Source organism: Hydrogenophaga atypica, from assembly GCF_042665215.1.
In the GTDB taxonomy this organism is placed as follows: domain Bacteria; phylum Pseudomonadota; class Gammaproteobacteria; order Burkholderiales; family Burkholderiaceae_C; genus Hydrogenophaga; species Hydrogenophaga defluvii_A.
The window spans coordinates 293,756-316,356 of record NZ_JBHTCA010000001.1 but is presented as its reverse complement, the minus strand read 5'-3'; the positions used below and the strand labels follow the sequence as shown (position 1 = coordinate 316,356).

Genomic DNA, 22,601 nt, shown 5'->3' with positions numbered 1-22,601 from the left:
TTGGTGGAAATGTCAAGAAACTGTACACGCAATGGCGGCCGACGCAGGCGGCAATACACGCCTCAACGCACGCCCTGTTCTTGGGCACTGAACACCGAACGCAAAGCGGGCAAATCCAGCACCCGCACCCCGCCGTACTCGATGCGTATGGCCCCGCGCGACTGCAAGGTGGACAAGGCTTCGTTGACCCGCTGACGCGACAGTCCCACCAGATACGCCAACTCCTGCTGGGTGATGCGCAGCATGTGGCCCACACCGGGGTAGAGCTCGGGGTTGAACAGCGCGGCCAGGCTGCGCGCCACCCGCACGTCGGGGTTGCTGATGCGGTCGATCTCGCGTGCCGCAATGAACTGGCCCAGGCGCTCGTTGAGCTGGCGCATGACAAAGCGGTTGAAGCCGATGGAGTTGTCCAGCAACCAGTGGAAGCTGTCCACCGGCAGACCCGCGACCACGCTCTTGCGCAAGGCCTGGATGTTGTAGCGGTACTTCTCGCGCTTGAGCGCCGTGCCCTCGCCAAACCAGCCGCCGGGTGCCACACCGGTGAAGGTGATGACCGGCCCTTGCGAGTCGTCATTGCTCATCTTGAGCAGGCCATCGATGAGGCCAAACCAGTAGGTGACCGGGCGCCCCACGCGGCAGATGTAGTCGCCCGGCACGGCCTCCGAGACCACGATGTCGCTCTCGGCACGCGCGCGCTCAGCAGACTCCAGCTGACGCAGCCAGGGGATCTCGGCCAGTTCGTCCGGGGTGGCCGATCGGGCGCGCTGACGCAGGGGAGAAACGGACGTGCTCATCGGCTTTTCCTGTCCAGAAGCTGACACACACCCTAGGGGAAAGTCCTAGGCGGGCAGACCCTCAATTGTCGTCGCATTGACAACATAACGTCAAATGCTTGCCTACCATTCGCGGCACGCCAACGTCAGACATTGTGAGTTTGACCGCGCGCCCCACAGGAGACAACATGCGGAGCACCTTCCCCCAACTGCTGCTGGCCCATGCGGCGCGTCGGCCCGACGCGCCGGCCATGCGCGAGAAGGAATACGGCATCTGGCAGACCACGAGCTGGTCGCACATGGTGGCACTGGTCAAGCACATCGCCTGCGGTCTGCACCAGGCCGGCCTGCACCGGGGCGAACACCTCGTCGTCATCGGCGCCAACCGCCCGCGCCTCTACGCCACCATGCTGGCGGCACAGTCGCTGGGGGCCATTCCCGTGCCGCTGTACCAGGACGCCGTGGGCGCCGAGTGTGTGTTCCCCATCAACAACGCCGAAGTGCGTTTTGCGGTGGTGGAAGACCAGGAACAGGTCGACAAGATGCTGGAAATCCGCGACCGCTGCCCGCAGCTCGCCCACATTTACTACGACGACCCGCGCGGCCTGCGCAATTACGTCGAAGACGGCCTGGGCAGCCTCGCCGAACTGGTGGCCGCTGGCGAGGTGTTTGCACAGCAGCACCCGGGCTTCTTCCAGGAAGAGGTGGACAAGGCCCGGCCCGAGGACGTGGCCGCCATGTTCTTCACCTCCGGCACCACCGGCAACCCCAAGGGGGTGGTGCACACCCACGACTCGCTGCTCAACCGCGCGCACGTGGGCGCCCAGTTCGACAAGCTGAGCGAAACCGACGAGGTGCTGGCCTACCTGCCGCCAGCCTGGATCGGCCAGAACATCTTCAGCTACGCCCAGTGGCTGGCTGCTGGTTATGTGGTGAACTGCCCCGAATCGTCGGGCACCGTGACCATCGACCTCAAGGAAGTGGGCCCCACCTACTACTTCGCGCCACCGCGGGTGTTTGAGGGCCTGCTCACCAGCGTGATGATCCGCATGGAAGACGCGGGCACCATCAAGCGCAAGATGTTCCACTACTTCATGGACGTGGCGCGCAAAGTGGGGCCGGCGCTGATGGACGGCAAACCCGTCTCGGGCACCGACCGCTTGCTGTACAGCCTGGGCAATGTGCTGGTGTACGGCCCACTGCGCAACACCCTGGGCTTTTCGCGGGTGCGGGTGGCCTACACGGCGGGCGAGGCCATCGGCCCCGACCTCTTCACCTTCTACCGCTCCATCGGCATCAACATCAAGCAGCTCTACGGCTCCACCGAAACCGCCGTGTTTGTGTGCCTGCAGCCCGACCACCAGGCACGCGCCGACACGGTGGGCGTGCCCTGCGACGGCGTGGAAATCAAACTCTCCGACACCGGCGAAATCCTGGTCAAGTCGCCCGGCCTGCTCAAGGGCTACTACAAAAACCCCGAGGCCACGGCCGAGGTGCTGACCGCCGACGGCTGGTACCACACCAGCGACGCCGGCTTCATCGACGCCGAGGGCCACCTCAAGATCATCGACCGCGTGAAAGACGTGGGTCGCATCATGGGCGGCCCCAACGACGGCGCCATGTTTGCGCCCAAGTACGTGGAGAACAAGCTCAAGTTCTTCTCGCACATCAAAGAAGTGGTGGCCTTTGGCGACAAACGCGAGAAGGTGTGCGTGATGATCAACATCGACTTCGACGCCGTGGGCAACTGGGCCGAACGCCGCAACCTGCCCTACGCCGGCTACACCGATCTGGCACAGAAGCCCGAGGTGTACGAACTGATCCGCGAGTGCGTGGAAAAGGTCAACGCCGACCTGAGCCGCGACGAATTGCTGGCCGGCAGCCAGATCAGCCGCTTCCTCGTGCTGCACAAAGAGCTGGACGCCGACGATGGCGAACTGACCCGCACCAACAAAGTCCGCCGAGGCTTCATCGGCGACAAGTACGGCGTGCTGGTCGACGCCCTCTACGGCGACAAGACCGAGCAATACATCGAAACCGCCGTCAAATTTGAAGACGGCCGCAGCGGCAAGGTCAGCGCCACGCTGAAGATTTCCGATGCCAAAACGTTTGCCCCCGTGAAGGCCGCAGCATGAGCAGTAAAAAGATCGGCGACGTCATCCTCGACGTCAGCAACATCTCCCTGAGTTTTGGCGGCGTCAAGGCGCTGACCAACATCAGCTTCAACGTGCGCGAGCACGAGATCCGCGCCATCATCGGCCCCAACGGTGCCGGTAAAAGCTCGATGCTCAACTGCATCAACGGCGTGTACCAGCCACAACAAGGTGCCATCACCTTTCGGGGCCAGACCTTCAAGCACATGAACAGCCGCCAGGTGGCGGAGATGGGCATCGCGCGCACCTTCCAGAACCTGGCGCTGTTCAAGGGCATGAGCGTGATCGACAACATCATGACCGGGCGCAACCTGCGCATCAAAAGCAACCTGTTCAGCCAGGCTTTTCGCAACCCCTTTGGCATCGGCGGCGCGGAAAAAGAAGAGGTCAAACACCGCGAGTTTGTCGAACACATCATCGACTTCCTCGAAATCCAGGCCTACCGCAAAACGCCTGTGGGCCAACTGCCCTACGGCCTGCAAAAGCGGGTGGACCTGGGCCGCGCCCTGGCCATGGAGCCGCAGGTGCTGCTGCTGGACGAACCCATGGCCGGCATGAACGTGGAAGAGAAGCAGGACATGAGCCGTTTTGTGCTCGATGTGAACGACGAATTCGGCACCACCGTGGTGTTGATCGAACACGACATGGGCGTGGTGATGGACATCAGCGACCGCGTGGTGGTGCTGGACTACGGCAAGAAGATCGGCGACGGCACCCCCGACGAGGTGCGCAACAACGAGGACGTGATCAGCGCCTACCTCGGCACTTCACACTGAAAGAACGGCCATGGCATTTTTTCTTGAAACCCTCTTTGGCGGCCTGATGGCCGGCATGCTGTATTCGCTGGTGGCGCTGGGCTTTGTGCTCATCTTCAAGGCCTCGGGCGTGTTCAACTTTGCGCAAGGCGCCATGGTGCTGTTCGCGGCGCTGGCGATGGCCCGCTTCTCAGAATGGATTCCACAGTGGCTCGGCTTCGAGAGCTTGCTGCTGGCCAACGTGTTGGCCTTCATCGTGGCCGCCGCCTGCATGTTTGTGGTGGCTTGGGCGATCGAACGCCTGGTGCTGCGCCACCTGGTCAATCAAGAGGGTGTGACCCTGCTGATGGCCACCCTTGGCATCACCTACTTTCTCGATGGCCTGGGCCAGACCATCTTTGGCAGCGAGATCTATCAGATCAACGTGGGAATGCCCAAAGAGCCCGTCTTTCTCCTGCAAAACACCTTCGAGGGCGGCATCCTCATCAGCCAGGAAGACATCATCGCAGCACTGGTCGCAGCCTGTTTGGTGGCGGTCCTGGCCCTGTTCTTTCAGAAGACCAGCACCGGACGCGCCCTGCGCGCGGTGGCCGACGACCACCAAGCAGCGCAGTCCATCGGCATCCCCCTCAACCGCATCTGGGTCATTGTCTGGTGTGTGGCGGGCATCACCGCCCTGGTGGCCGGGATCATCTGGGGCTCCAAGTTGGGTGTGCAGTTCTCGCTCACCACCGTGGCCCTGCGCGCCCTGCCCGTGATCATTTTGGGCGGCCTCACCTCGGTGCCCGGCGCCATCATCGGCGGCCTGATCATCGGCGTCGGTGAAAAGCTCTCCGAGGTCTACCTCGGCCCGCTGGTGGGTGGTGGCATCGAAATCTGGTTTGCCTACATGCTGGCACTGGTCTTCCTGCTGTTCCGGCCCCAGGGTTTGTTTGGCGAAAAGATCATTGATCGGGTGTGAAACACCCACATCAATGATCTTTCAGCGAAGACTAACTTTGCGCAGCAAAGTTAAGCAAAGCGTGTCGTAGCTAAAAGTTTGTTTGAGGAATTGAGACATGTTCTACAGAGAAAACGGTCAGTTCAAGACCTCCTACTCGGCCGATCAGCAGATTTTTCCGATCGCCCAGGACCGCTGGGCCATCCTCGGCCTGATTGCCATCGCCGCCATCGGTGTGCCGCTGCTGGCCGACGAGTACCTGTTCCGCGCCATCTTCATCCCCTTCCTCATCCTGGCGCTGGCGGCCGTAGGGGTGAACATCCTGGTGGGTTTCTGCGGGCAGATCTCGTTGGGCTCGGGCGCCTTCATGGCGGTGGGCGCCTACATGGCCTACAACACCTTCGTCCGCATCGATGGCATGCCGCTGATCGTGGCCCTGCTGTCGGGCGGCTTCTTTGCCACGCTGGTGGGCATCTTTTTTGGCATCCCCAGCCTGCGTGTGAAAGGTTTGTACCTGGCGGTGGCCACGCTGGCAGCACAGTTCTTCTGTGACTGGGCGTTCAGCCGCATCAACTGGTTCACCAACAACAGCACATCGGGCTCCGTGGCGGTGTCGGGGCTGGAGGTTTTTGGTCTGCCGATCCAGACCCCCGTGCAGAAGTACCTCTTCTGCCTGAGCTTCCTGGTGGTATTTGCCTTGCTGGCCAAAAACCTGGTGCGCTCGGCCATCGGCCGCGAGTGGATGGCAATTCGCGACATGGACGTGGCCGCCTCCGTCATCGGCATCCGCCCCATGTACGCCAAGCTCAGCGCGTTTGCGGTCAGCTCTTTCATTGTGGGCGTCGCTGGCGGTCTGTGGGCGTTTGTGCACCTGGGTTCATGGGAGCCCGCAGCCTTCTCCATCGACCGCTCCTTCCAGTTGCTGTTCATGGTGATCATCGGCGGCATGGGTTCCATCATGGGCAGCCTTTTTGGTGCCGCCTTCATTGTGGTGCTGCCCATTTTTCTGAACCAGTTCATGCCCTGGGCCGGCTCTCTGGTTGGTCTCGAAATTTCCACGGCGGCGGTGTCGCACACCGAATTCATGATCTTTGGCGCACTGATCGTGTGGTTCCTGATTGTCGAACCCCATGGCCTGGCCAAGCTCTGGAGCATTGGCAAACAGAAGTTGCGGTTGTGGCCCTTCCCGCACTGATGTCTCGGCTGCCGCTGCGCGACAGCACCCGGCTGAAGGCCTGTTGAAATTCTCGTGTGTTGGTTCTTATTTGGAGACAAATGAAATGAAACTTTCCTCCCTTGCCCTCTCTGCCTCCATCGTCTGTGCGGGCCTGACCGGCGCGCTGCTGGCCCCTGCCGCCCTGGCGCAAGACAAGGTCCAGTTCTTCCCGGTGCTGTCGGGCCGCACCGGCCCGGTGGCGCCCAACGCCACGCCCTGGGCCAACGGGCACAACGACTACATGAAGCTGGTCAACGTGCGCGGGGGCATCAACGGCGTCAAGACGCTGGTTGAGGAGTGCGAAACAGCTTACGCCACCGACCGCGGCGTGGAGTGCTACGAACGCCTGAAAGGCAAACATGGTGGCGCCACGGTGTTCCAGCCCCTGTCCACCGGCATCACTTTCGCGCTGACAGAAAAAATCCCCACCGACAAGATCCCCATGATCACCTCCGGCTACGGCCGCAGCGATTCGGCGGACGGCGGTATCTTCAAATGGAACTTCCCGCTGATCGGCCACTACTGGGTGGCGGGGGACACCGTGCTCCAGCACATCGCCAACAAAGAAGGCGGCTGGGACAAGCTCAAGGGCAAAAAAATTGCCGTCGGCTACCACGACAGTCCGTTTGGCAAGGAACTGCTGCCCATCATGCAGGAGCGCGCCGCGATGCATGGCTTCTCGCTGCAGCTGCTGCCCATCCCCGCGCCCGGCGTGGAACAAAAATCCATCTGGCTGCAGGTGCGCCAGCAGCGTCCGGACTTCGTCGTCCTGCAGACCTGGGGCGTGATGACGCCCACGGCCATCAAGGAAGCGGTGGCCACCGGCTACCCACGCGAGAAGATGTTTGGCACCTGGTGGTCGGGCGCCGAACCTGATCTGAAGGATGTGGGTGCAGGCGCCAAGGGCTACAGCGCGGTCATGATGCAGCACGGTGCCGAGTTCAACTCGCCGGTGGTCAAGGAAATCCTGGAGAAGGTGCATGCCAAGGGCCAGGGCACCGGACCGAAGGAGGAAGTCGGATCGGTGCTGTACATGCGTGGTGTTGTTGGCGCCATGTTGGCGGTCGAGGGTGTCCGCGCGGCGCAGGAGCGTTTTGGCAAAGGCAAGGTCATCACCGGCGAACAGGCCCGCTGGGGCTATGAAAACCTAAACCTGACGCAAGCCAAGCTCGATGCGCTGGGCTTCAAAGGCGTGATGCGCCCGGTGTCCACCAGTTGCCAAGACCACATGGGGTCGGCTTGGGCGCGTGTGCACACCTGGGATGGCAGCAAGTTTGTCTGGGCGTCCGACTGGCTGCAGGCGGACGAACAAATCATCCGCCCGATGGTGAAGGCATCGGCCGACAAATACGCCGGCGAGAAGAAGCTGGCACGCCGCGCGGCCGCCGACTGCCAGTCCTGATCCGTCGCAGACGGATCAGGCTGGCAGTGCCTGCCCTCCGTTGTGCACCCTCCCTCCCTCCCGCCCAGCGGGAGGGAGAACGTAAAAAAGGTGGCCCTCGCGGGCCGCCAACCGAAAGCGTCGAGGCGGCGCTTTCGATTGGTCACCGACACGCAAAAGGTTCTCACATGAGCGCACCGAACATCGTTCTCAACGTCAACGGCATCGAGGTCATCTACAACCACGTCATCCTGGTGCTCAAGGGCGTGTCCTTGAATGTGCCGGAAGGAAAAATCGCGGCCATCTTGGGTGGCAACGGCGCGGGCAAAACCACCACGCTGCGTGCGATCTCCAACCTGCTCAAGGGCGAACGTGGCGAGGTCACCAAGGGCAGCATCGAGCTGCGCGGTGAACGCATTGAAAACCTGACACCTGCCGACCTGGTCAACCGCGGTGTGGTGCAGGTGATGGAAGGCCGGCACTGTTTTGCCCACCTCACCATCGAGGAAAACCTGCTGACCGGCAGCTACACCCGCAAGGACAAGGGCGAGATCGCGGCCAACCTGGACAAGGTCTACAACTACTTCCCGCGCCTGAAGACGCGTCGCACGAGCCAAGCTGCCTACACCTCGGGTGGCGAACAACAGATGTGTGCGATTGGCCGCGCGATCATGGCCAACCCCAGTGTGGTGCTGCTCGATGAGCCCTCCATGGGCCTGGCGCCGCAGATCGTGGAAGAGGTGTTCGAGATCGTGAAGGACCTCAACCAGAAGGAAAAGGTCACCTTCCTGATCGCCGAGCAGAACACCAACATGGCGCTGCGTTATGCCGACTACGGCTACATCATGGAAAGCGGGCGCATCGTGATGGACGGCGCGGCCGACGACCTGCGCAACAACGAGGACGTGAAAGAGTTCTACCTCGGCATGGGCGGTGGCGAGCGCAAGAGTTTCAAGGACGTCAAGAGCTACAAGCGGCGCAAGCGCTGGTTGGCTTGACCCACCCCCGTCGCTTGCCCGCTGCGCGTGGCCGCATCCCCCCTCAAGGGGGCGGCTCCGGTGGGCCGGCAGAGCCGGACCCACGGTGCCGCTTGCCCCATGCCCTCCACTCAACCCGAATTGGTTTCTTCCATGAGCAACTTCCACGACGCGCTTGAAACCCGTGACCCGGCCGCCCGCGAAGCCGATCTGATGGCTGCATTGCCACGGCAAATCGCCCACGCGCAGCAACACACCGCCGCCTTCGCCAGCATCCTCGCGGGTGTGAGCGCAGCGGATGTGAACAGCCGCGCGGCATTGGCCCGGTTGCCAGTCACGCGCAAGTACGAATTGCTGGAGCGGCAGAAGGCGGCCCGTGCCGCAGGGGGCGATGCGTTCGGCGGCTTCTCCGCCCTGGTGCGTGGCCCGGCCATGACCCGCATCTTCGCCAGCCCCGGCCCGATCTACGAGCCTGAAGGCGCGAACAAGGACTACTGGCGCACCGCGCGCGCGCTGTATGCGGCGGGTTTCCGCTCGGGCGAGCTGGTGCACAACAGCTTCAGCTACCACATGACGCCTGGCGCCTTCATTCTGGAAGCCGGCGCGCTGGCCCTGGGTTGCACCGTGTTTCCGGCCGGCACCGGGCAGACCGAGCAGCAGCTCGAAGCCATCCAGGAGCTGAAGCCCACCGCCTACACCGGCACGCCGAGTTTTCTGCGCATCCTGCTGGAAAAAGCCGCCGAGGCGGGCCAGACACTCAGCATCACCAAGGCCTCGGTCGGTGGCGAGGCCTGCCCGCCCAGCCTGACCGCCTGGTTCAAGGCACAAGGGGTGGATGTCTACCAGACCTACGCCACGGCCGATCTGGGCCTGGTGGCCTATGAGACCGCCGCGCGCGAGGGCCTGGTGCTCGAAGAAGGCGTGATCGTCGAAATCGTGCGCCCCGGCACCGGCGACCCGGTGCCCGAAGGCGAGGTGGGCGAGCTGGTGGTGACCACACTCAACCCGGGCTACCCGTTGATCCGATTCGGCACCGGCGACCTCTCGGCCATCTTGCCCGGCACCTGCCCAACCGGGCGCACGGGCACCCGCATCAAGGGCTGGATGGGCCGAGCCGACCAGACCACCAAGGTGCGGGGCATGTTTGTGCACCCGGGTCAGGTGGCCGAGGTGGTCCGCCGTTTCCCCGAGGTGAAAAAAGCACGGCTCGTGGTCAGCGGCGAAATGGCCAACGACCAGATGTGCCTCCAGGTGGAGGCGGCCTCACTGAGCGAGGAACTGCACAATGGTCTGGCCCAAGCCTTGCGCGACGTGACCAAACTGCGTGGCGACATTGTGCTGGCCGCCCCCGGCAGCCTGCCCAACGACGGCAAGGTCATTGAGGATGCGCGCACCTACAACTGAGGCAATGCCGACCCCGCTGCAACGTCGGGTTAGTACGGTAAAGTGGCTAGGTACTTTCCGCGATGGCTCACCCTTGAGACGCGGGTAGCATCGGCCGCTGTCATTTACTTCGACCCCCTAGGAGACCGCCATGAAATCCCTGTTCACCCTGAGTGTGCTTGCCCTGGCCAGCACGGCCGCGCTGGCCCAAGCCTTTCCTGGCGACAAACCCGTCACGCTGGTGGTGCCTTTCGCGGCTGGCGGCCCCACCGACCGCGTGGCCCGCGACCTGGCCGAAGCCCTGCGCAAGCCCCTGGGCGGCAACGTGGTGGTGGAAAACGCCGCCGGCGCCGGTGGCACCATCGGCGCCATGAAGGTGGCCCGCGCCAAACCCGACGGCCACACCCTGCTGGTCTGGCACATCGGCATGGCCTCCACCGCTGGCCTGTACCGCAAGCTGCAGTTCAACGCGCTGAACGACTTCGACTACCTGGGCATGATCAACGACGTGCCCATGACCCTGATTGGCAGCCCCAAACTGCCGGCCAACACCTACCGCGACTTCGAAAACTACATCCGCGCCAACTCGGGCAAGATCAACCTGGCCCACGCCGGCCTGGGCTCGGCCTCGCACCTGTGTGGCCTGATGTGGCAGTCGGCCATCAAGCTGAACACGGCCATGACCACCATCCCGTTCAGCGGCACCGCACCCGCCATGACCAACCTGGTCGGCGGCCAGGTGGATGTGATGTGCGACCAGACCACCAACACCACCGCCCAGATCGAAGGCGGGCGTGTCAAGGCCTTTGCCGTCACCACCGAAAAGCCGCTGAGCGGCCACAAGCTGCTCAAGGACTACCCCAGCCTGGCCGAGATGGGCTTGAAGGGCTTTAACCTGACCATCTGGCACGGCCTCAACGGCCCCAAGGGCTTGCCGGCCGACGTGGCCAAGAAGCTCAACGATGCGCTCAAGGTGGCCCTGAAGGACCCCGAATTCATCAAGAAGCAGGAAGGCCTGGGCGCCATCGTCGTGAACGACAAACGAGTCACCCCCGAAGGCCACAAGGCCTTTGTGGGCGCCGAGATCACCAAGCTCAAGGCGGTGATTGACGCGGCCGGCCAATTCGCGGATTGAACGGGCCCCACCCCGTCGCTTGCCCGCTGCGCGTGGCCGCATCCCCCTCAAGGGGCGACACCAGCCGTCCGGCAAAGCCGGCCCGGCGGTGTCTCCCGGACCAAGCCACCTCCGGGTGGCTTCTTTTTTGCTCACAACAACAGGAGACACGCACATGAACCCCATCCATCCTTCTCGTCGCCAGTTGCTGGCCGGTGCCGCCGCGCTGGGCCTGGCGGGCGCCCTGCCTCAGGCCTGGGCCCAGAGCAACTGGCCCACACGCCCGGTGCGCATCGTTGTGCCGTTTGCCCCCGGCGGCACCACCGATCTGCTGGCGCGCGCGTTGGCGCCTGAACTCAGCCGCGCCTTTGGCCAGCCCTTCACGGTGGACAACCGGGCCGGCGCAGGCGGCAACATCGGCGCCGAGCTGGTGGCCAAGGCAGAAAAAGATGGCTACACCTTTCTGATGGGCACGGTGGGCACGCACGGCATCAACAGGGCGCTGTACAAATCGCTGCCCTACGACCCACAAAAAGACTTTGCGCCGGTGACGCTGGTGGCCGGTGTGCCCAACGTGATGGTGATGAACAGCGACAAGGCACGTGCGCTGAACATCCAGAACGTGGCGGATTTCATCCGCCACGCCAAGGCCAACCCGGGCCGCCTGAACATGGCCAGCAGCGGCAACGGCACCTCCATCCACCTGGCGGGTGAGCTGTTCAAGAACCAGACCGGCATCTTCATGACCCACATCCCCTACCGGGGTTCGGGCCCGGCGCTCAGCGACATGTTGGCCGGCACCATGGACGTGATGTTCGACAACCTGCCCTCGGCCATGCCGCACATCAAGGCGGGCAAACTGACAGCGTTTGCCGTCACCAGCGGCCAGCGATCGGCCGCCCTGCCCGACGTGCCCACCGTGGCCGAAGCAGGCAAGCTGAACGGCTTTGAAGCCAGCTCGTGGTTTGGCCTGTTGGCACCGGCCGGCACACCGCCGGACATCGTCAACCGTGTGCAGCAGGAAGTGGCCAAGGCGCTGAACCTGCCAGCGGTGAAGGAACGCCTGCTGTCGCAGGGCGCCATCCCGAGCGGCAACACGCCCCAGGAGTTTGCGCGGCTGATCGACAGCGAGATCACCAAGTGGGCCGGTGTGGTCAAGGCCTCCGGCGCCAAGGTGGATTGACGTACCGGCCGGTCAGACACCCCAGACCACGTCCACATCCTCGTTCATCGCGTGCTGCAGCATGTCGATGAACGGGGCCGTGCGCATGCGCAGGGTCACCTGTTCGGCCGGCTCGGGCACGGCCTCATCGCGCGCCTGCGCTTCACGCGCCAGGCGTTCGCGCTCTGCCTCGTCGGCACGCACCGCGTCCTGCAGGGCCACCACCGCGGCGGCCAACTGCGCGGCGGTGATGACGCCTGGCCCAGCGGGGTCTTTGCCCAGAATTTCAAGCACCCGCCGCCCCGACGCCTCCAGCATCACCAAATCGCTGGTGGCCCGGGACTTGAATCGGTAGAGCATGACAATCTCCTGCAAAGCCTGTGATGCGAGCATTGTGGCACCCGCTGATTTCAGCGGGAAAACCCCAACACATTCACAAACACAATCACCGACAATTTTTCAAACCTAAACTATCGGCATCCCAACGAACGACTGGCCCGGCCACGCCATGGAAGACACCCTGGACCTCGAAGCGCGCGCACACAGCGAACACCCGGAAGCACTGCGGCTGTGGCTGCGGCTGTTGACCTGCGCGCAACTGATCGAGAAGCAGGTGCGCACCGGTCTGCGTGAAGGCTTCGACACCACACTGCCCCGTTTCGATCTCATGGCGCAACTGGAGCGCCACCCCGAGGGCCTGAAGATGAAGGAGTTGTCGCGCCGGCTGATGGTCACGGGTGGCAACATCACCGGCATCACCGACCAGTTGGTGACCGAGGGCCTGGTGGAGCGCCTGGAGGTGGAGGGCGACCGGCGCGCCTGGCGGGTGCGCCTCACGCCCCGGGGCCACAGCATGTTTTCGGCCATGGCCCAGCAACACGAGGCCTGGATCGTGCAGGCCTTCGAAAGCCTGCAACCGCGAGAGGTGGAGCAACTGCACCGCCTGCTGGGCAAGGTCAAACGCCACCAGCAGCGGCCGCAGGCCAGCGACAGGCCCTGATTCAGCCGCCCACGCGCGTTTGCCGAAACGCCATCACGGCCTGGTTGCGCAAGGTTTTCACCAGCGCCAAGGCCTGTTCGCCCAACACGATGGCGCCGGCCGTGTTGGTGTCGGCGTAAATCAGCCCGAGCGGCGCGCCCTTGAATTGCATGGGCAGCAACAAAAAACACGGCGCCCCGATTTGCTCGTGGTACCACGCAGGCAGGCGCTGGGCCACGTTGGGCGCACTGGCATCGCTGATCAGGGTGTCCACGCCCTTGTTGCACACCAAGGAAAACAGGTCGTTCGCCCCCTGCAGCGGCAACTTGAAGCGGCGAGCCACCTCGGTCGCCTCCTCACCCAGTCCCATGCGCCCCAGCAACTGCTGGCCCGAGGCATCGCGCAGGCACAACAGCACACGCCGGCAGCCCAGCGCGCGGAACAGGGTTTCGAGCACCATGCGCAGCACATCGTTGAGGGCGGCACCATCGGCCAGCGCCTGCGTCACCTCCTGTATGCCGGTGCTCAGCAGCCCAACCGCAACGGCGTCGGCCGTGGCCGTGCTGGCCTGGGGCGCTGGCGGCGACGCCGTGAGCGCCAGCCCGCTCAAGGTGTCGGGCGCGTCTTCGCCGTGCAGGGGCTCAGCCCCTGGCTCGGTCACCGCGCTGGGGGGTGGCGGCAGGCGCCGGGCCAAACGCGCGGCGGGCGATTGGGGCAACACGGCAATGCCCAGCGCCTCGGCTGTCTGTGCCAGGCGGTCGCGGGCCAGGTGCACACTTTGCACCACGTGGTCGGCCTCCAGCCCGAGGCTGGCGGCGTACTGCTGCGCCAGCCGTTGCAGCTTGGGCGGCAAGGCGATTTCATCGTGTGCCAGCACCACATCGGCGGCTTCGTTGGCCGCCAACACCAGCCAGCGCAGCCGGTCGGCGTTGTCGGCCAGCAGGCGCAGCGGCGGTCGGCCTGCCGGGCGGCTCATCAGGCGTTGAATGGGCCCGGGCAAGCCCCAGGCGCGGGCCACGCCCAGGCCCAGCGCCTCGTAGTCCAGGCGAAGCACCTTGAGCGCTGCCGCCACCTCGGACTCGCCCGCCGCCACGGCCTCGCGCACCCGGCGTGCTTCGTCCGGCAGGTAAAACCCCGCCAACATGCGCCCCAGGTTCTGGAACAGGGCGCCAATGAAGGCCTCTTCACCTTCGCGCACCACGGGGCACAAATCGCTGGCCAGCGATGCCGCCAGCAAAGACCGCAGGAACTCGGTGCGCAGTTGCTGCGCGTGGGCCTTGTCCTGCATGTGTTCGAGCAACAGCAGGCTCATGGCCAGGTTGCGGATGCCGGCAAAACCGATCAGGCTGACCGCGCGCGAGACCGTGCTGATGCCGCCACCCGTGTGGGCAAACTGGGCCGAGTTGACCAGGCGCAACAGCTTCTGTGTCAGCGCAACATCTTTGAGGATTTCGTTGGTCAGGCTGTTGAGGCTTTCGGTTTCCGACCCGGCCAGCGCCTGCACCCGCACCACGGACTCCGACATCGCCGGGAAGTCGGTCTGATGCCGCATGCGCCGCAACAACCCGGCCAGGGTGCCGGCGCCTTCCAGCGGCTGCGCGTTGTCCTGTTCGTCGCCCAGCCCCGCCGCCGCAGCGGGGGCAGTGGGGTCGCTGGTCGGTTGCATGGCCGTCAGGACAAGGTGTGGCCGAGCACAGCGTCTTCCAGGCGTCCGGCAATCTGGCCCACCGCCAGGGCGGCCGGGCAGCCGGGCGCGTGCACCAGCAGCAGTTGTCGGCGCATGATGGCGTCCTTGACCGACTGGTCGGCAGGCACATCACCCATGTGCACCAGCTTCATGCCCGCGCCGTTCTGCGTGGACAGGAAACGGTTGAGCACCTGCTGCAACTGGCCGGTGATGTTGCGGCCGTCGCCCGGGCGCGTGGCCTGGTTGACCACCAGGCGCACCTGCTGGCGCCCTTGCTGCATGGCCAGCACCTTGATGGTGGCGTAGGCGTCGGTCAGTGAGGTCGGCTCGGGCGTGGCCACCATCAGCACCTCGGAGGCCAGCGACACCGCAAACAGCACCACGTCGGAAATGCCGGCGCCGGTGTCGAGCAGCACCACGTCAAACCGGGGCACGATGGTCTGCATGACCTTCATGAAGTCCTCACGCACCTCGGGCGTAAGCCGCGAGTACTCGACCATGCCCGAGCCCGCCAGCAGCACCGAAAACCCGCCGGGCGCCTTCAGGATGGCGTCGTCCAGCGTGGCTTTGCCGGTGAACACGTCGTGCAACGTGATCTTGGGGTAGAGGTTGAGCACCACGTCGAGGTTGGCCAGCCCCAGGTCGGCGTCGAGCACGAGCACCTTGTGGCCCCGGCGGGTGAGTGCAGCGGCCAGGTTGGCCGAGAAAAAGGTTTTGCCGACGCCCCCTTTGCCGCTGGTGACGGCCATGACCAAGCCCTTGCCGGAATAGGCGGGCAGGCCGGCGTGTGCGGCAGCGTGGGGCGTCTGGATGGGTGTGCTGGTCATGTGGAATGGCTCATTGTCGGGCCTCAATCGGCCCCCAGGGAAGGCACACCTTCGTTATCGGTCGTCTCGTCCACCGGCGACAGGCCAAACAGCAGACTTTTTTCTTCGGCACTGACCACGCTGTCGGCTTGTGGCTCCAGGCAGACGCGGTTGCGGCCTTCGGCCTTGGCGCGGTAAAGCTGCTCATCGGCGCGCTCAATCCAGGCGGCAGCGGTGAAGCGCAGCCACTGCGGCGCGTAAGCACCGCCAATGCTCACCGTGAAATGCAGGGTGTCGCCGCCTTCAAGCACCAACGGGGTGGCGGCCACACGTTCGCGGATGCGCTCGGCCACCTGGGCACCAAACACCGACTGGCAGCTGGGCAGGATGATGGCAAATTCCTCACCGCCGTAGCGCGAGACCGTGTCCATGGGCCGCACACAGGCGGACAGGCACTGGGCCACGGCCCGGATGACCTGGTCGCCCGCCGGGTGCCCGTGGGTGTCGTTGACGCGCTTGAAGTGGTCAATGTCCACCAACAACAGCAAGGCCATGTCGCCGGCACGGGTGACACGGTCGATCTCCTGATCAAGCGCCGCCAGAAAGTGGCGGCGGTTGGACAAACCCGTCAACGGATCGCGCAGCGACAGCTCGCACAAGGCGTCGATCAGGCGCTGCAGGTAAGCCGGGTCTTCACCGCCTTGTGGCCCGTCAAGCGGCTGACCGGCCCGGGCCAGCAAGGCCTGGGCATGGTCGAGGTGCAGCGAATCGATTTTCACGGTGCCAAAGACTGTTACAAATATTTCGAAACCAGTCTAGCACCGTCCGGGACGTTTGCCGCTTACATGAGCGCGGCTTCCAAGGCGTCCACAAACAGCGCCGCCACGTCGCAGCCGGTCTGCTGCTGGATCTCCTGAAAACAGGTGGGGCTGGTGACGTTGATTTCTGTCACTTTGTCGCCAATCACGTCCACGCCCACCAACAGCAGGCCACGCGCGGCGAGGATGGGCCCCAAGGCCTCGCCGATGGCGCGGTCGCGTTCGGTGAGGGGCCGCGCCACGCCCTTGCCGCCAGCCGCCAGGTTGCCACGCACCTCGTTGCCCTGCGGGATGCGGGCCAGGCAGTAGGGCACGGGCTTGCCGCCGATGACCAGCAGGCGCTTGTCGCCGTCCACGATCTCGGGCAGGTAGCGCTGCACCATCACGCTCGTGGCGCCGCCCTGGTTCAAGGTTTCGATGATGGCGCCCAGGTTCATGCCGTCGGCCTTAACGCGGAAGATGCCCGTGCCACCCATGCCATCCAGCGGCTTCAGGATGATGTCGCCATGCTCGGCGTGAAAGGCGCGGATGTCGGCGTCGCGGCGCGTGACCAGGGTGGGCGGCGCGAAGTCGGGGAATTCCATCAGCGCCAGCTTCTCGGGGTGGTCGCGCAAGGCCCGCGGCTTGTTGAACACGCGCGCGCCTTCGCGCTCGGCCTGCTCCAGCAAATGGGTGGCGTAGAAGAACTCGCTGTCGAAGGGCGGGTCCTTGCGCATCAGAATGGCGTCGAAGTCCTTGAGCGCCAACGCCTGCTCGGACTGGACCTCGAACCAGGCGTTGGCCTCGCCGGTCAGGCGCACGGCCCGCACGCTGGCGGTGACCACACCGCCGCTGCGCCAGTGGATGTGCTGCGGCTCGCAGGCGGCCAAGGCGTGGCCACGCCGTTGCAGCTCGCGCATCATGACGAAGGTGGTGTCTTTGTGGATCTTGAAGGACTCAAGCGGGTCGGCAACGATGAGGATGTTCATGGTGATTCTTTCCGGGTGCCGTACTGTTGCACAAACAGAGCAACCCCACCGGCCACCACACCCCAGAAGGCCGACCCAATACCCGCCACCACCACGCCACTGAGCGTGACCAGGAAGGTGATGAGCGCGGCCTCGCGGTGGCGGTCGTCGGCCAGCGCGGTGTGCAGGCCACCGCCTATGCTGCCCAGCAAGGCAATGCCGGCAATCGCCATCACCAGCTCTTTGGGAAACGCCAACAGCAGCGCGGTGAAGGTGGCACCGAAGATGCCAATGCCGATGTAGATCAGCCCGCACGCCACGGCGGCGGTGTAGCGTTTGGCCTTGTCGGGGTGGGCCTCTTCGCCCATGCAGATGGCGGCGGTGATGGCGCTCAGGTTCAGCGCAAAGGCGCCAAACGGGGCCAGCACCAGGGTGACCACCCCGGTGAGGGTGATGATGCGCGAAATGGGCATGGTGTAACCGGCCGCGCGTATGGCCGCCACACCGGGCAGATTCTGCGAGGCCATGGTGACGACAAACAGCGGCAGCGCGAGGCTGACCATGGCCTGCAGGCTGAACACGGGTGCGGTGAACACCGGGCGCGCCAGCTCCAGTGTGAGCCCGCTGGTCTGCAAGCCACCGCTCAAGGCCGCGTGCAGCACGCCCACGGCCAAGGTGATGACCACCGCGTAACGCGGCAGCAGGCGCCGCCCGACCAGGTAGGCCAGCAGCATCAACACCACCAGCGAAAGCGCCGTTTGTGCCGCCCCAAACGCCTGCAAACCAAAACGCGCCAACACGCCAGCCAGCAGCGCAGCGGCAATCGCCATGGGAATGCGGTTCATCACCCGTTCGAACCAGCCGGTGGCGCCCACCAAAATGATGAGCGCGGCACACACCATGAAGGCGCCAATGGCCTCGGCCATGGCAAAGCCCCCGGCCAGGCCGGCCGTGGCCAGCACCGCCGCGCCCGGCGTGCTCCAGGCCACCATCACCGGCTGGCGCAGGATGAGCGAAGGCACGGCCGAACTGAGGCCCATGCCCAGACCCAGCGCCCACATCCACGAGGTGATTTGTGCCGGCGTGGCACCAAAGGCCTGCGCGGCCTGGAAGACGATGGCAACGGAACTGGTGAAGCCCACCAGCACCGCCACAAAACCCGCTGTCGCCGAGGACAGGCTGATATCTTTGATCAATCGCATGGGGCTATCGTAAAGCCCGCAAGCACGCCACTTGGCTCACCACTTGGGCACCGGCAGCTTGTGCAAGGCCTGGCGGCGGGCCTCAAAGTCGGGCATCACGCTGGCCACGGTGTCCCAGAACTGCGGGCTGTGGTTCATCTCCCGCAGGTGGCTCAGCTCGTGGGCCACCACGTAGTCGATGACGGCCGGCCCGAAATGGATCAGCCGCCAGTTCAGGCGGATGCTGCCGTCGGCGCTGGCGCTGCCCCAGCGCGTGCCGGCGCTGGACAGGCGCAGCTTGGTCCAGCGCACCCCCAAGCTGGGGGCAAAGTGGTCCAGACGCTGCGTGAACAGGGCCCGTGCCTCGCGCATCAGCCAGGCCTGTGTCATGTCACGCATCTGGTCGGCGCTGGCCTGTTTGGGCAGGCCCAGGCGCAACCGGGCGCCCTCGGGTGTGTGCTCCAACATGGCGCCAGCGCTGCGCAAACCCTGGGTGGGATCGAGGCACAGGACCACGTCCTCGCCCAGGTAGGGGAAACGCGCGCCGTCGCGCCATTCGATGCGCGCCTGTTCGGCCTGGGCCTGGCGCTCGCGCACGGCCTGAAGCTTGTCCAGCACCCAACGGGTCTTGTCGCGCAACAGCGCCTCCACCTCGGCCAACGGCGTCCAGCGCGGCGCGCTCACGCTGAGGCCATCGGGCCCCACGCTCAGGCCAATGGTGCGGCGTTTGCCGCGCTTGAATTCGTAGGCCACCAGGCAAGCACCGAGTTGCAGTTGGCGACTGGCACGCGGGTGTTGCCAGTGGGTGGCGGAAGCCGCCTTGGCAACAGGCGCCTCATCGAACAGGTCTAGGCTGAGTTGTTCGACGTGTTTCACAACAAACGGCTGTTCAGCGGTAGGCCTCGGGGTCGAGGCGGCGCATTTCGGCTTCGATCCAGTCCTCCACCTCGCGCATCAGCTCATCGGGTTTGCGCCCTTCGCTGGGAATGGGTTTGCCGATGGAAAACTCCACCACACCAGGGCGTTTGATGAAGGCCTTGCGCGGCCAGCACTTGGCCGAGGTGACGGCGATGGGAATGACGGGCGCGCCGGTCTCGATGGCCAGGCGCGTGCCGCCGCTTTTGTACTGCCCTTTCTGCCCACGGTCGATGCGCGTGCCCTCGGGGAACATGATGACCCAGGTGCCCTGCGCCAGCAGCCGTTTGCCCTGCTCCACCACCTTGTTGAAGGCCTGGGCGCGTTTGGAGCGGTCGATGTGGATCATGTCCATCTTGGCCATGGCCCAGCCAAAGAAGGGCACGTACAGCAGCTCCTTCTTGAACACATAGGCCAGCGGGTGGGGCATCAGCGTGGGCATACAAAACGTCTCCCACGTCGACTGGTGCTTGAGCAGCAACACGGCGGGCGCGGTGCTGCCCACCGGCAGGTTCTCGTAGCCGATCACCTGGTTGCGAATGCCCAGGATCACGTTGCCGCCACGCACCGCCACCTTGAGCCAACCAGCGCACATCCAGTAGACCTGGGTGCTGCTGAGAAAAGGCGCTGCCACCACCACCGCCAGCCCCCAGGGAATCACGGTGAGGACCATCCACAGCATGTGGAGCACGGAACGCAGAAAGGGCATGGGTCAGACCTTGTCGGTGGCCAAAAGAAAGTCGGCAAAAGCCGCGAGGTCGGCGTGCACCACCGTGCCATCGGGCAGCGGCGGCAAAGGCAGCGCGTCGGGGCCGGTGTGTGCGCTCAACAGCCCACACAGCAGCAGGTGGGGCTGGCAACCGGCGGCCGCAGCGGCGCGCACGTCGTTGAGCGAATCGCCCACGGCACGGATGTCCGCCAGGGCCACGCCGTAACGCTGACCGATCTGTTGCAACAAACCGGGTTCGGGTTTGCGGCAGTTGCAGCCATCTTCGGGCGCATGGGGGCACACGAACACCGCATCGACCCGCGCACCCGCGCCGGCCAGCAGCTTGTGCATGCGCGCGTGCACCGCGTTGAGTGTGGCCATGTCGAACAAGCCCCTGCCCAGGCCCGACTGGTTGGACGCCACCACCACCCGCCAACCCGCTTGGTTGAGGCGGGCCACCGCTTCGAGCGCGCCGGACTGGGGCACCCAGTCCTCGGGTGCGCGCACAAAGTCTTCACTGATCTGGCCCAACGATCCGTCGCGGTCCAGCACGATGAGCTTGACGGTGCCGCCCATGGTCTTGCTCAGGCGGCCAGGCGCGAGAGGTCGGCGACGCGGTTCATGGCCGCGTGCAAGGTGGCCAGCAGGCCCAGGCGGTTGGCCTTGAGGGCGGGGTCGTCGGCATTGACCATCACGCTGTCGAAGAACGCATCGACCGGCGCCTTGAGCGCGGCCAAGGCCTGCAGGCTGGCGGTCAGGTCGCCCGCATCAAAAGCCGCATTGGCCTGGGGCACGACGGTTTTGAGGGTGTCGTTGAGGGCTTTTTCGGCCGCCTCCACCAGCAGCGCATCGTTGACTTGCGCCCTGACCTCGCCTTCGGCCTTCTTGAGGATGTTGCCGACCCGCTTGTTGGCGGCAGCCAGCGCGGGTGCTTCGGGCAAGGCGGCAAACGCCTTCACGGCCGCCAGGCGCTGGGCCACATCGGCCAGGCGCTGCGGGCGCAGGGCCAACACGGCATCGACCTCTTGCGCACTCGCACCCTGCTCGCGCAGGCCGCCGGCCAGGCGGTCGTAAATGAAGTCGCCGAGCGCAGCGGAGGCGTCGGTGATCTTGTCGCCAAAGGCCGGCGCGGCGCCGCGCAGCAAGGCGTCGAGCTGCAAGGGCAGGTTTTTCTCGACCAGCATCCGGATCACGCCCAGCGCGTGGCGGCGCAGCGCAAACGGATCCTTGTCGCCGGTGGGCAGGTTGCCGATGCCGAACATGCCTACCAGGGTTTCGAGCTTGTCGGCCAGGGCCACCACCACGCCCACGGCGTTGCGCGGCAGTTCGTCGCCGGCAAAACGCGGCTTGTAGTGGTCTTCGATGGCGGTGGCCACCTCGTCGCCCAGACCATCGTGGCGCGCGTAGTAACCGCCCATGATGCCCTGCAACTCGGGGAACTCGCCCACCATGTCGGTCAGCAGATCGGCCTTGGCCAGGCGCGCGGCCAGCAAGGCCTTGGCGGCCAAATCCGGCCCCCCCAGCTGCACGCCGATGGTCTCGGCGATGGCGCACACGCGCTCCATGCGCTCGCCCTGGGTGCCGAGCTTGTTGTGGTAGACCACTTTGGCGAGGCCAGGCACGCGCGATTCAAGCGTCTTCTTGCGGTCCTGGTCGAAGAAGAACTTGGCGTCTGCCAGGCGCGGGCGCACCACACGTTCGTTGCCCTGGATGACCGCACTGGCGTCGGTGGGGCTGATGTTGCTGACGACCAGGAACTGGTTGGTCAGCTTGCCCTGCGCATCGAGCAGCGGGAAGTACTTCTGGTTGGCCTTCATCGTGAGGATGAGGCACTCCTGCGGCACATCGAGGAATTCGGTTTCAAACTGGCAGGTCAGCACGTTAGGGCGCTCGACCAGTGCAGTCACCTCGTCCAGCAGCGCGTCGTCGTCGATGGGCCGGCAGCCGCCGCCCACCTGGGCCGCCGCAGCGGCGAGTTGGCGCACGATCTCGGCGCGGCGCTCGGCAAAGGAGGCAATGACCGCGCCGTCGCGTCGCAGGGTCTCGGCATACGCGTCGGCGTGCCCGATGACCACCGGGTCCACCGCCGCTTCAAAACGGTGACCGTGTGTGGCATTGCCAGCCGTCAGGCCCAGCGTGGCCACGGGCACCACCGTGGCGCCGTGCAGCGCCACCAACTTGTGCGCCGGGCGCACAAACTTCACATCGGTCCAGCCATCGGCCAGTTGGTAGGTCATGACCTTGGGGATGGGCAGCTTGGCCAGGGCTTCGTCCAGCGCCTTCTGCAAGCCTTCGGCCAAGGTGGCCCCCTTGACGGTGCTGTCGTAGAACAAGGCCTCGGCCTTGCCGTCCGGCGCGCGCTTGAGGCCGGCCACGGCCGACGCGTCGGCGCCCAGCGCGGCCAACTTCTTGAGCAGGGCCGGTGTGGCGTTGCCAGCCGCGTCCAGGCCCACGGCCACGGGCATGAGTTTTTGCGACACGGCCTTGTCAGCCGCATGGGTCGCCACCGCTGTCACATGCGCGGCCAGGCGGCGCGGGGAAGCAAACGCCGTCAGCACCGACGCGGCACTGGTCAGGCCCTGTGCTTTGAGTTGCTCGAACAGCTGATGGGCAAAGGCGTCACCCAGCTTCTTGAGCGCCTTGGGCGGCAGCTCTTCGACAAACAGTTCAACGAGAAGGTTTTCGGTCGTCATGGTTGTGCTTCT

The 22,601-nt window shown here is 65.0% G+C and carries 21 protein-coding genes; 10 read left to right on the top strand and 11 right to left on the bottom strand.

All coding sequences use genetic code 11. From position 1 onward, the window contains the following. Window positions 1-62 precede the first annotated feature (62 nt). Entirely contained in the window at window positions 63-794 is a 732-nt protein-coding gene (locus ACFQPB_RS01595; protein ID WP_382202193.1) for a Crp/Fnr family transcriptional regulator, read from the bottom strand. 167 nt (window positions 795-961) lie between these two features. Here ACFQPB_RS01595 and ACFQPB_RS01590 point away from each other — a divergent pair, with 167 nt between their 5' ends. The 9 genes from ACFQPB_RS01590 to ACFQPB_RS01550 all read left to right on the top strand — a co-directional run bounded on the left by ACFQPB_RS01590 (window position 962) and on the right by ACFQPB_RS01550 (window position 11,875). Beyond that, the gene (locus ACFQPB_RS01590; RefSeq protein WP_382219230.1) at window positions 962-2,908 is read left to right on the top strand and encodes an AMP-dependent synthetase/ligase; all 1,947 of its coding nucleotides are present in this window, start codon (window positions 962-964) and stop codon (window positions 2,906-2,908) included. Continuing rightward, entirely contained in the window at window positions 2,905-3,702 is a 798-nt protein-coding gene (locus ACFQPB_RS01585; RefSeq protein WP_382202196.1) for an ABC transporter ATP-binding protein, read from the top strand. The genes ACFQPB_RS01590 and ACFQPB_RS01585 overlap by 4 nt, the downstream gene beginning before the upstream one ends. A gap of 10 nt (window positions 3,703-3,712) precedes the next feature. Then, window positions 3,713-4,642, top strand: a complete 930-nt coding sequence (locus ACFQPB_RS01580) for a branched-chain amino acid ABC transporter permease (RefSeq protein ID WP_382219228.1) — start codon at window positions 3,713-3,715, stop codon at window positions 4,640-4,642. A gap of 97 nt (window positions 4,643-4,739) precedes the next feature. Further along, window positions 4,740-5,816 (top strand): branched-chain amino acid ABC transporter permease, encoded by a 1,077-nt coding sequence (locus tag ACFQPB_RS01575; RefSeq protein WP_382202200.1) that lies wholly within the window; start codon window positions 4,740-4,742, stop codon window positions 5,814-5,816. 85 nt (window positions 5,817-5,901) lie between these two features. Next, entirely contained in the window at window positions 5,902-7,239 is a 1,338-nt protein-coding gene (locus ACFQPB_RS01570) for an ABC transporter substrate-binding protein (RefSeq protein WP_382219226.1), read from the top strand. Window positions 7,240-7,406: 167 nt separating this feature from the next. After that, on the top strand, window positions 7,407-8,216 hold the full coding sequence (locus tag ACFQPB_RS01565) for an ABC transporter ATP-binding protein (protein ID WP_382202204.1): 810 nt from the start codon (window positions 7,407-7,409) through the stop codon (window positions 8,214-8,216). Window positions 8,217-8,348: 132 nt separating this feature from the next. Continuing rightward, entirely contained in the window at window positions 8,349-9,599 is a 1,251-nt protein-coding gene (locus ACFQPB_RS01560; RefSeq protein ID WP_382219224.1) for a phenylacetate--CoA ligase family protein, read from the top strand. Between the two features lie 130 nt (window positions 9,600-9,729). Continuing rightward, on the top strand, window positions 9,730-10,713 hold the full coding sequence (locus ACFQPB_RS01555) for a tripartite tricarboxylate transporter substrate-binding protein (RefSeq protein WP_382219222.1): 984 nt from the start codon (window positions 9,730-9,732) through the stop codon (window positions 10,711-10,713). Window positions 10,714-10,867: 154 nt separating this feature from the next. Beyond that, the gene (locus ACFQPB_RS01550) at window positions 10,868-11,875 is read left to right on the top strand and encodes a Bug family tripartite tricarboxylate transporter substrate binding protein (RefSeq protein WP_382219220.1); all 1,008 of its coding nucleotides are present in this window, start codon (window positions 10,868-10,870) and stop codon (window positions 11,873-11,875) included. Window positions 11,876-11,887: 12 nt separating this feature from the next. On the opposite strand, the gene ACFQPB_RS01545 is transcribed toward ACFQPB_RS01550, so the two are convergent. Further along, window positions 11,888-12,214, bottom strand: a complete 327-nt coding sequence (locus ACFQPB_RS01545; protein ID WP_382202211.1) for a DUF1840 family protein — start codon at window positions 12,212-12,214, stop codon at window positions 11,888-11,890. A gap of 160 nt (window positions 12,215-12,374) precedes the next feature. Here ACFQPB_RS01545 and ACFQPB_RS01540 point away from each other — a divergent pair, with 160 nt between their 5' ends. After that, window positions 12,375-12,854: a MarR family winged helix-turn-helix transcriptional regulator gene (locus tag ACFQPB_RS01540; protein ID WP_382219491.1), complete on the top strand. Its 480-nt coding sequence runs from the start codon at window positions 12,375-12,377 to the stop codon at window positions 12,852-12,854. Window position 12,855: 1 nt separating this feature from the next. Here ACFQPB_RS01540 and ACFQPB_RS01535 read toward each other — a convergent pair whose 3' ends face one another. The 9 genes from ACFQPB_RS01535 to glyS all read right to left on the bottom strand — a co-directional run bounded on the left by ACFQPB_RS01535 (window position 12,856) and on the right by glyS (window position 22,589). Next, window positions 12,856-14,499 carry an HDOD domain-containing protein gene (locus tag ACFQPB_RS01535; protein ID WP_382219218.1) on the bottom strand — a complete coding sequence of 548 codons (1,644 nt, stop codon included), beginning with the start codon at window positions 14,497-14,499 and terminating at the stop codon, window positions 12,856-12,858. 5 nt (window positions 14,500-14,504) lie between these two features. Further along, entirely contained in the window at window positions 14,505-15,347 is an 843-nt protein-coding gene (locus ACFQPB_RS01530; RefSeq protein ID WP_382219216.1) for a MinD/ParA family protein, read from the bottom strand. Between the two features lie 23 nt (window positions 15,348-15,370). Further along, the gene (locus ACFQPB_RS01525; protein WP_382202217.1) at window positions 15,371-16,105 is read right to left on the bottom strand and encodes a GGDEF domain-containing protein; all 735 of its coding nucleotides are present in this window, start codon (window positions 16,103-16,105) and stop codon (window positions 15,371-15,373) included. A gap of 62 nt (window positions 16,106-16,167) precedes the next feature. Next, entirely contained in the window at window positions 16,168-17,112 is a 945-nt protein-coding gene (gene gshB / locus ACFQPB_RS01520) for a glutathione synthase (protein ID WP_382219214.1), read from the bottom strand. Then, on the bottom strand, window positions 17,109-18,293 hold the full coding sequence (locus tag ACFQPB_RS01515; RefSeq protein WP_382219212.1) for a benzoate/H(+) symporter BenE family transporter: 1,185 nt from the start codon (window positions 18,291-18,293) through the stop codon (window positions 17,109-17,111). Before ACFQPB_RS01515 ends, gshB begins: the two co-directional genes overlap by 4 nt. Before the next feature lie 36 nt (window positions 18,294-18,329). Then, window positions 18,330-19,148 carry a M48 family metallopeptidase gene (locus tag ACFQPB_RS01510; RefSeq protein WP_382219210.1) on the bottom strand — a complete coding sequence of 273 codons (819 nt, stop codon included), beginning with the start codon at window positions 19,146-19,148 and terminating at the stop codon, window positions 18,330-18,332. Window positions 19,149-19,161: 13 nt separating this feature from the next. Next, window positions 19,162-19,896, bottom strand: a complete 735-nt coding sequence (locus tag ACFQPB_RS01505; RefSeq protein WP_382219208.1) for a lysophospholipid acyltransferase family protein — start codon at window positions 19,894-19,896, stop codon at window positions 19,162-19,164. Between the two features lie 3 nt (window positions 19,897-19,899). Further along, window positions 19,900-20,472, bottom strand: coding sequence for a D-glycero-beta-D-manno-heptose 1,7-bisphosphate 7-phosphatase (gmhB, locus tag ACFQPB_RS01500; RefSeq protein ID WP_382219206.1), 573 nt, complete (start codon window positions 20,470-20,472; stop codon window positions 19,900-19,902). Window positions 20,473-20,480: 8 nt separating this feature from the next. Next, the gene (gene glyS, locus ACFQPB_RS01495; protein WP_382219204.1) at window positions 20,481-22,589 is read right to left on the bottom strand and encodes a glycine--tRNA ligase subunit beta; all 2,109 of its coding nucleotides are present in this window, start codon (window positions 22,587-22,589) and stop codon (window positions 20,481-20,483) included. Window positions 22,590-22,601: the final 12 nt, after the last annotated feature.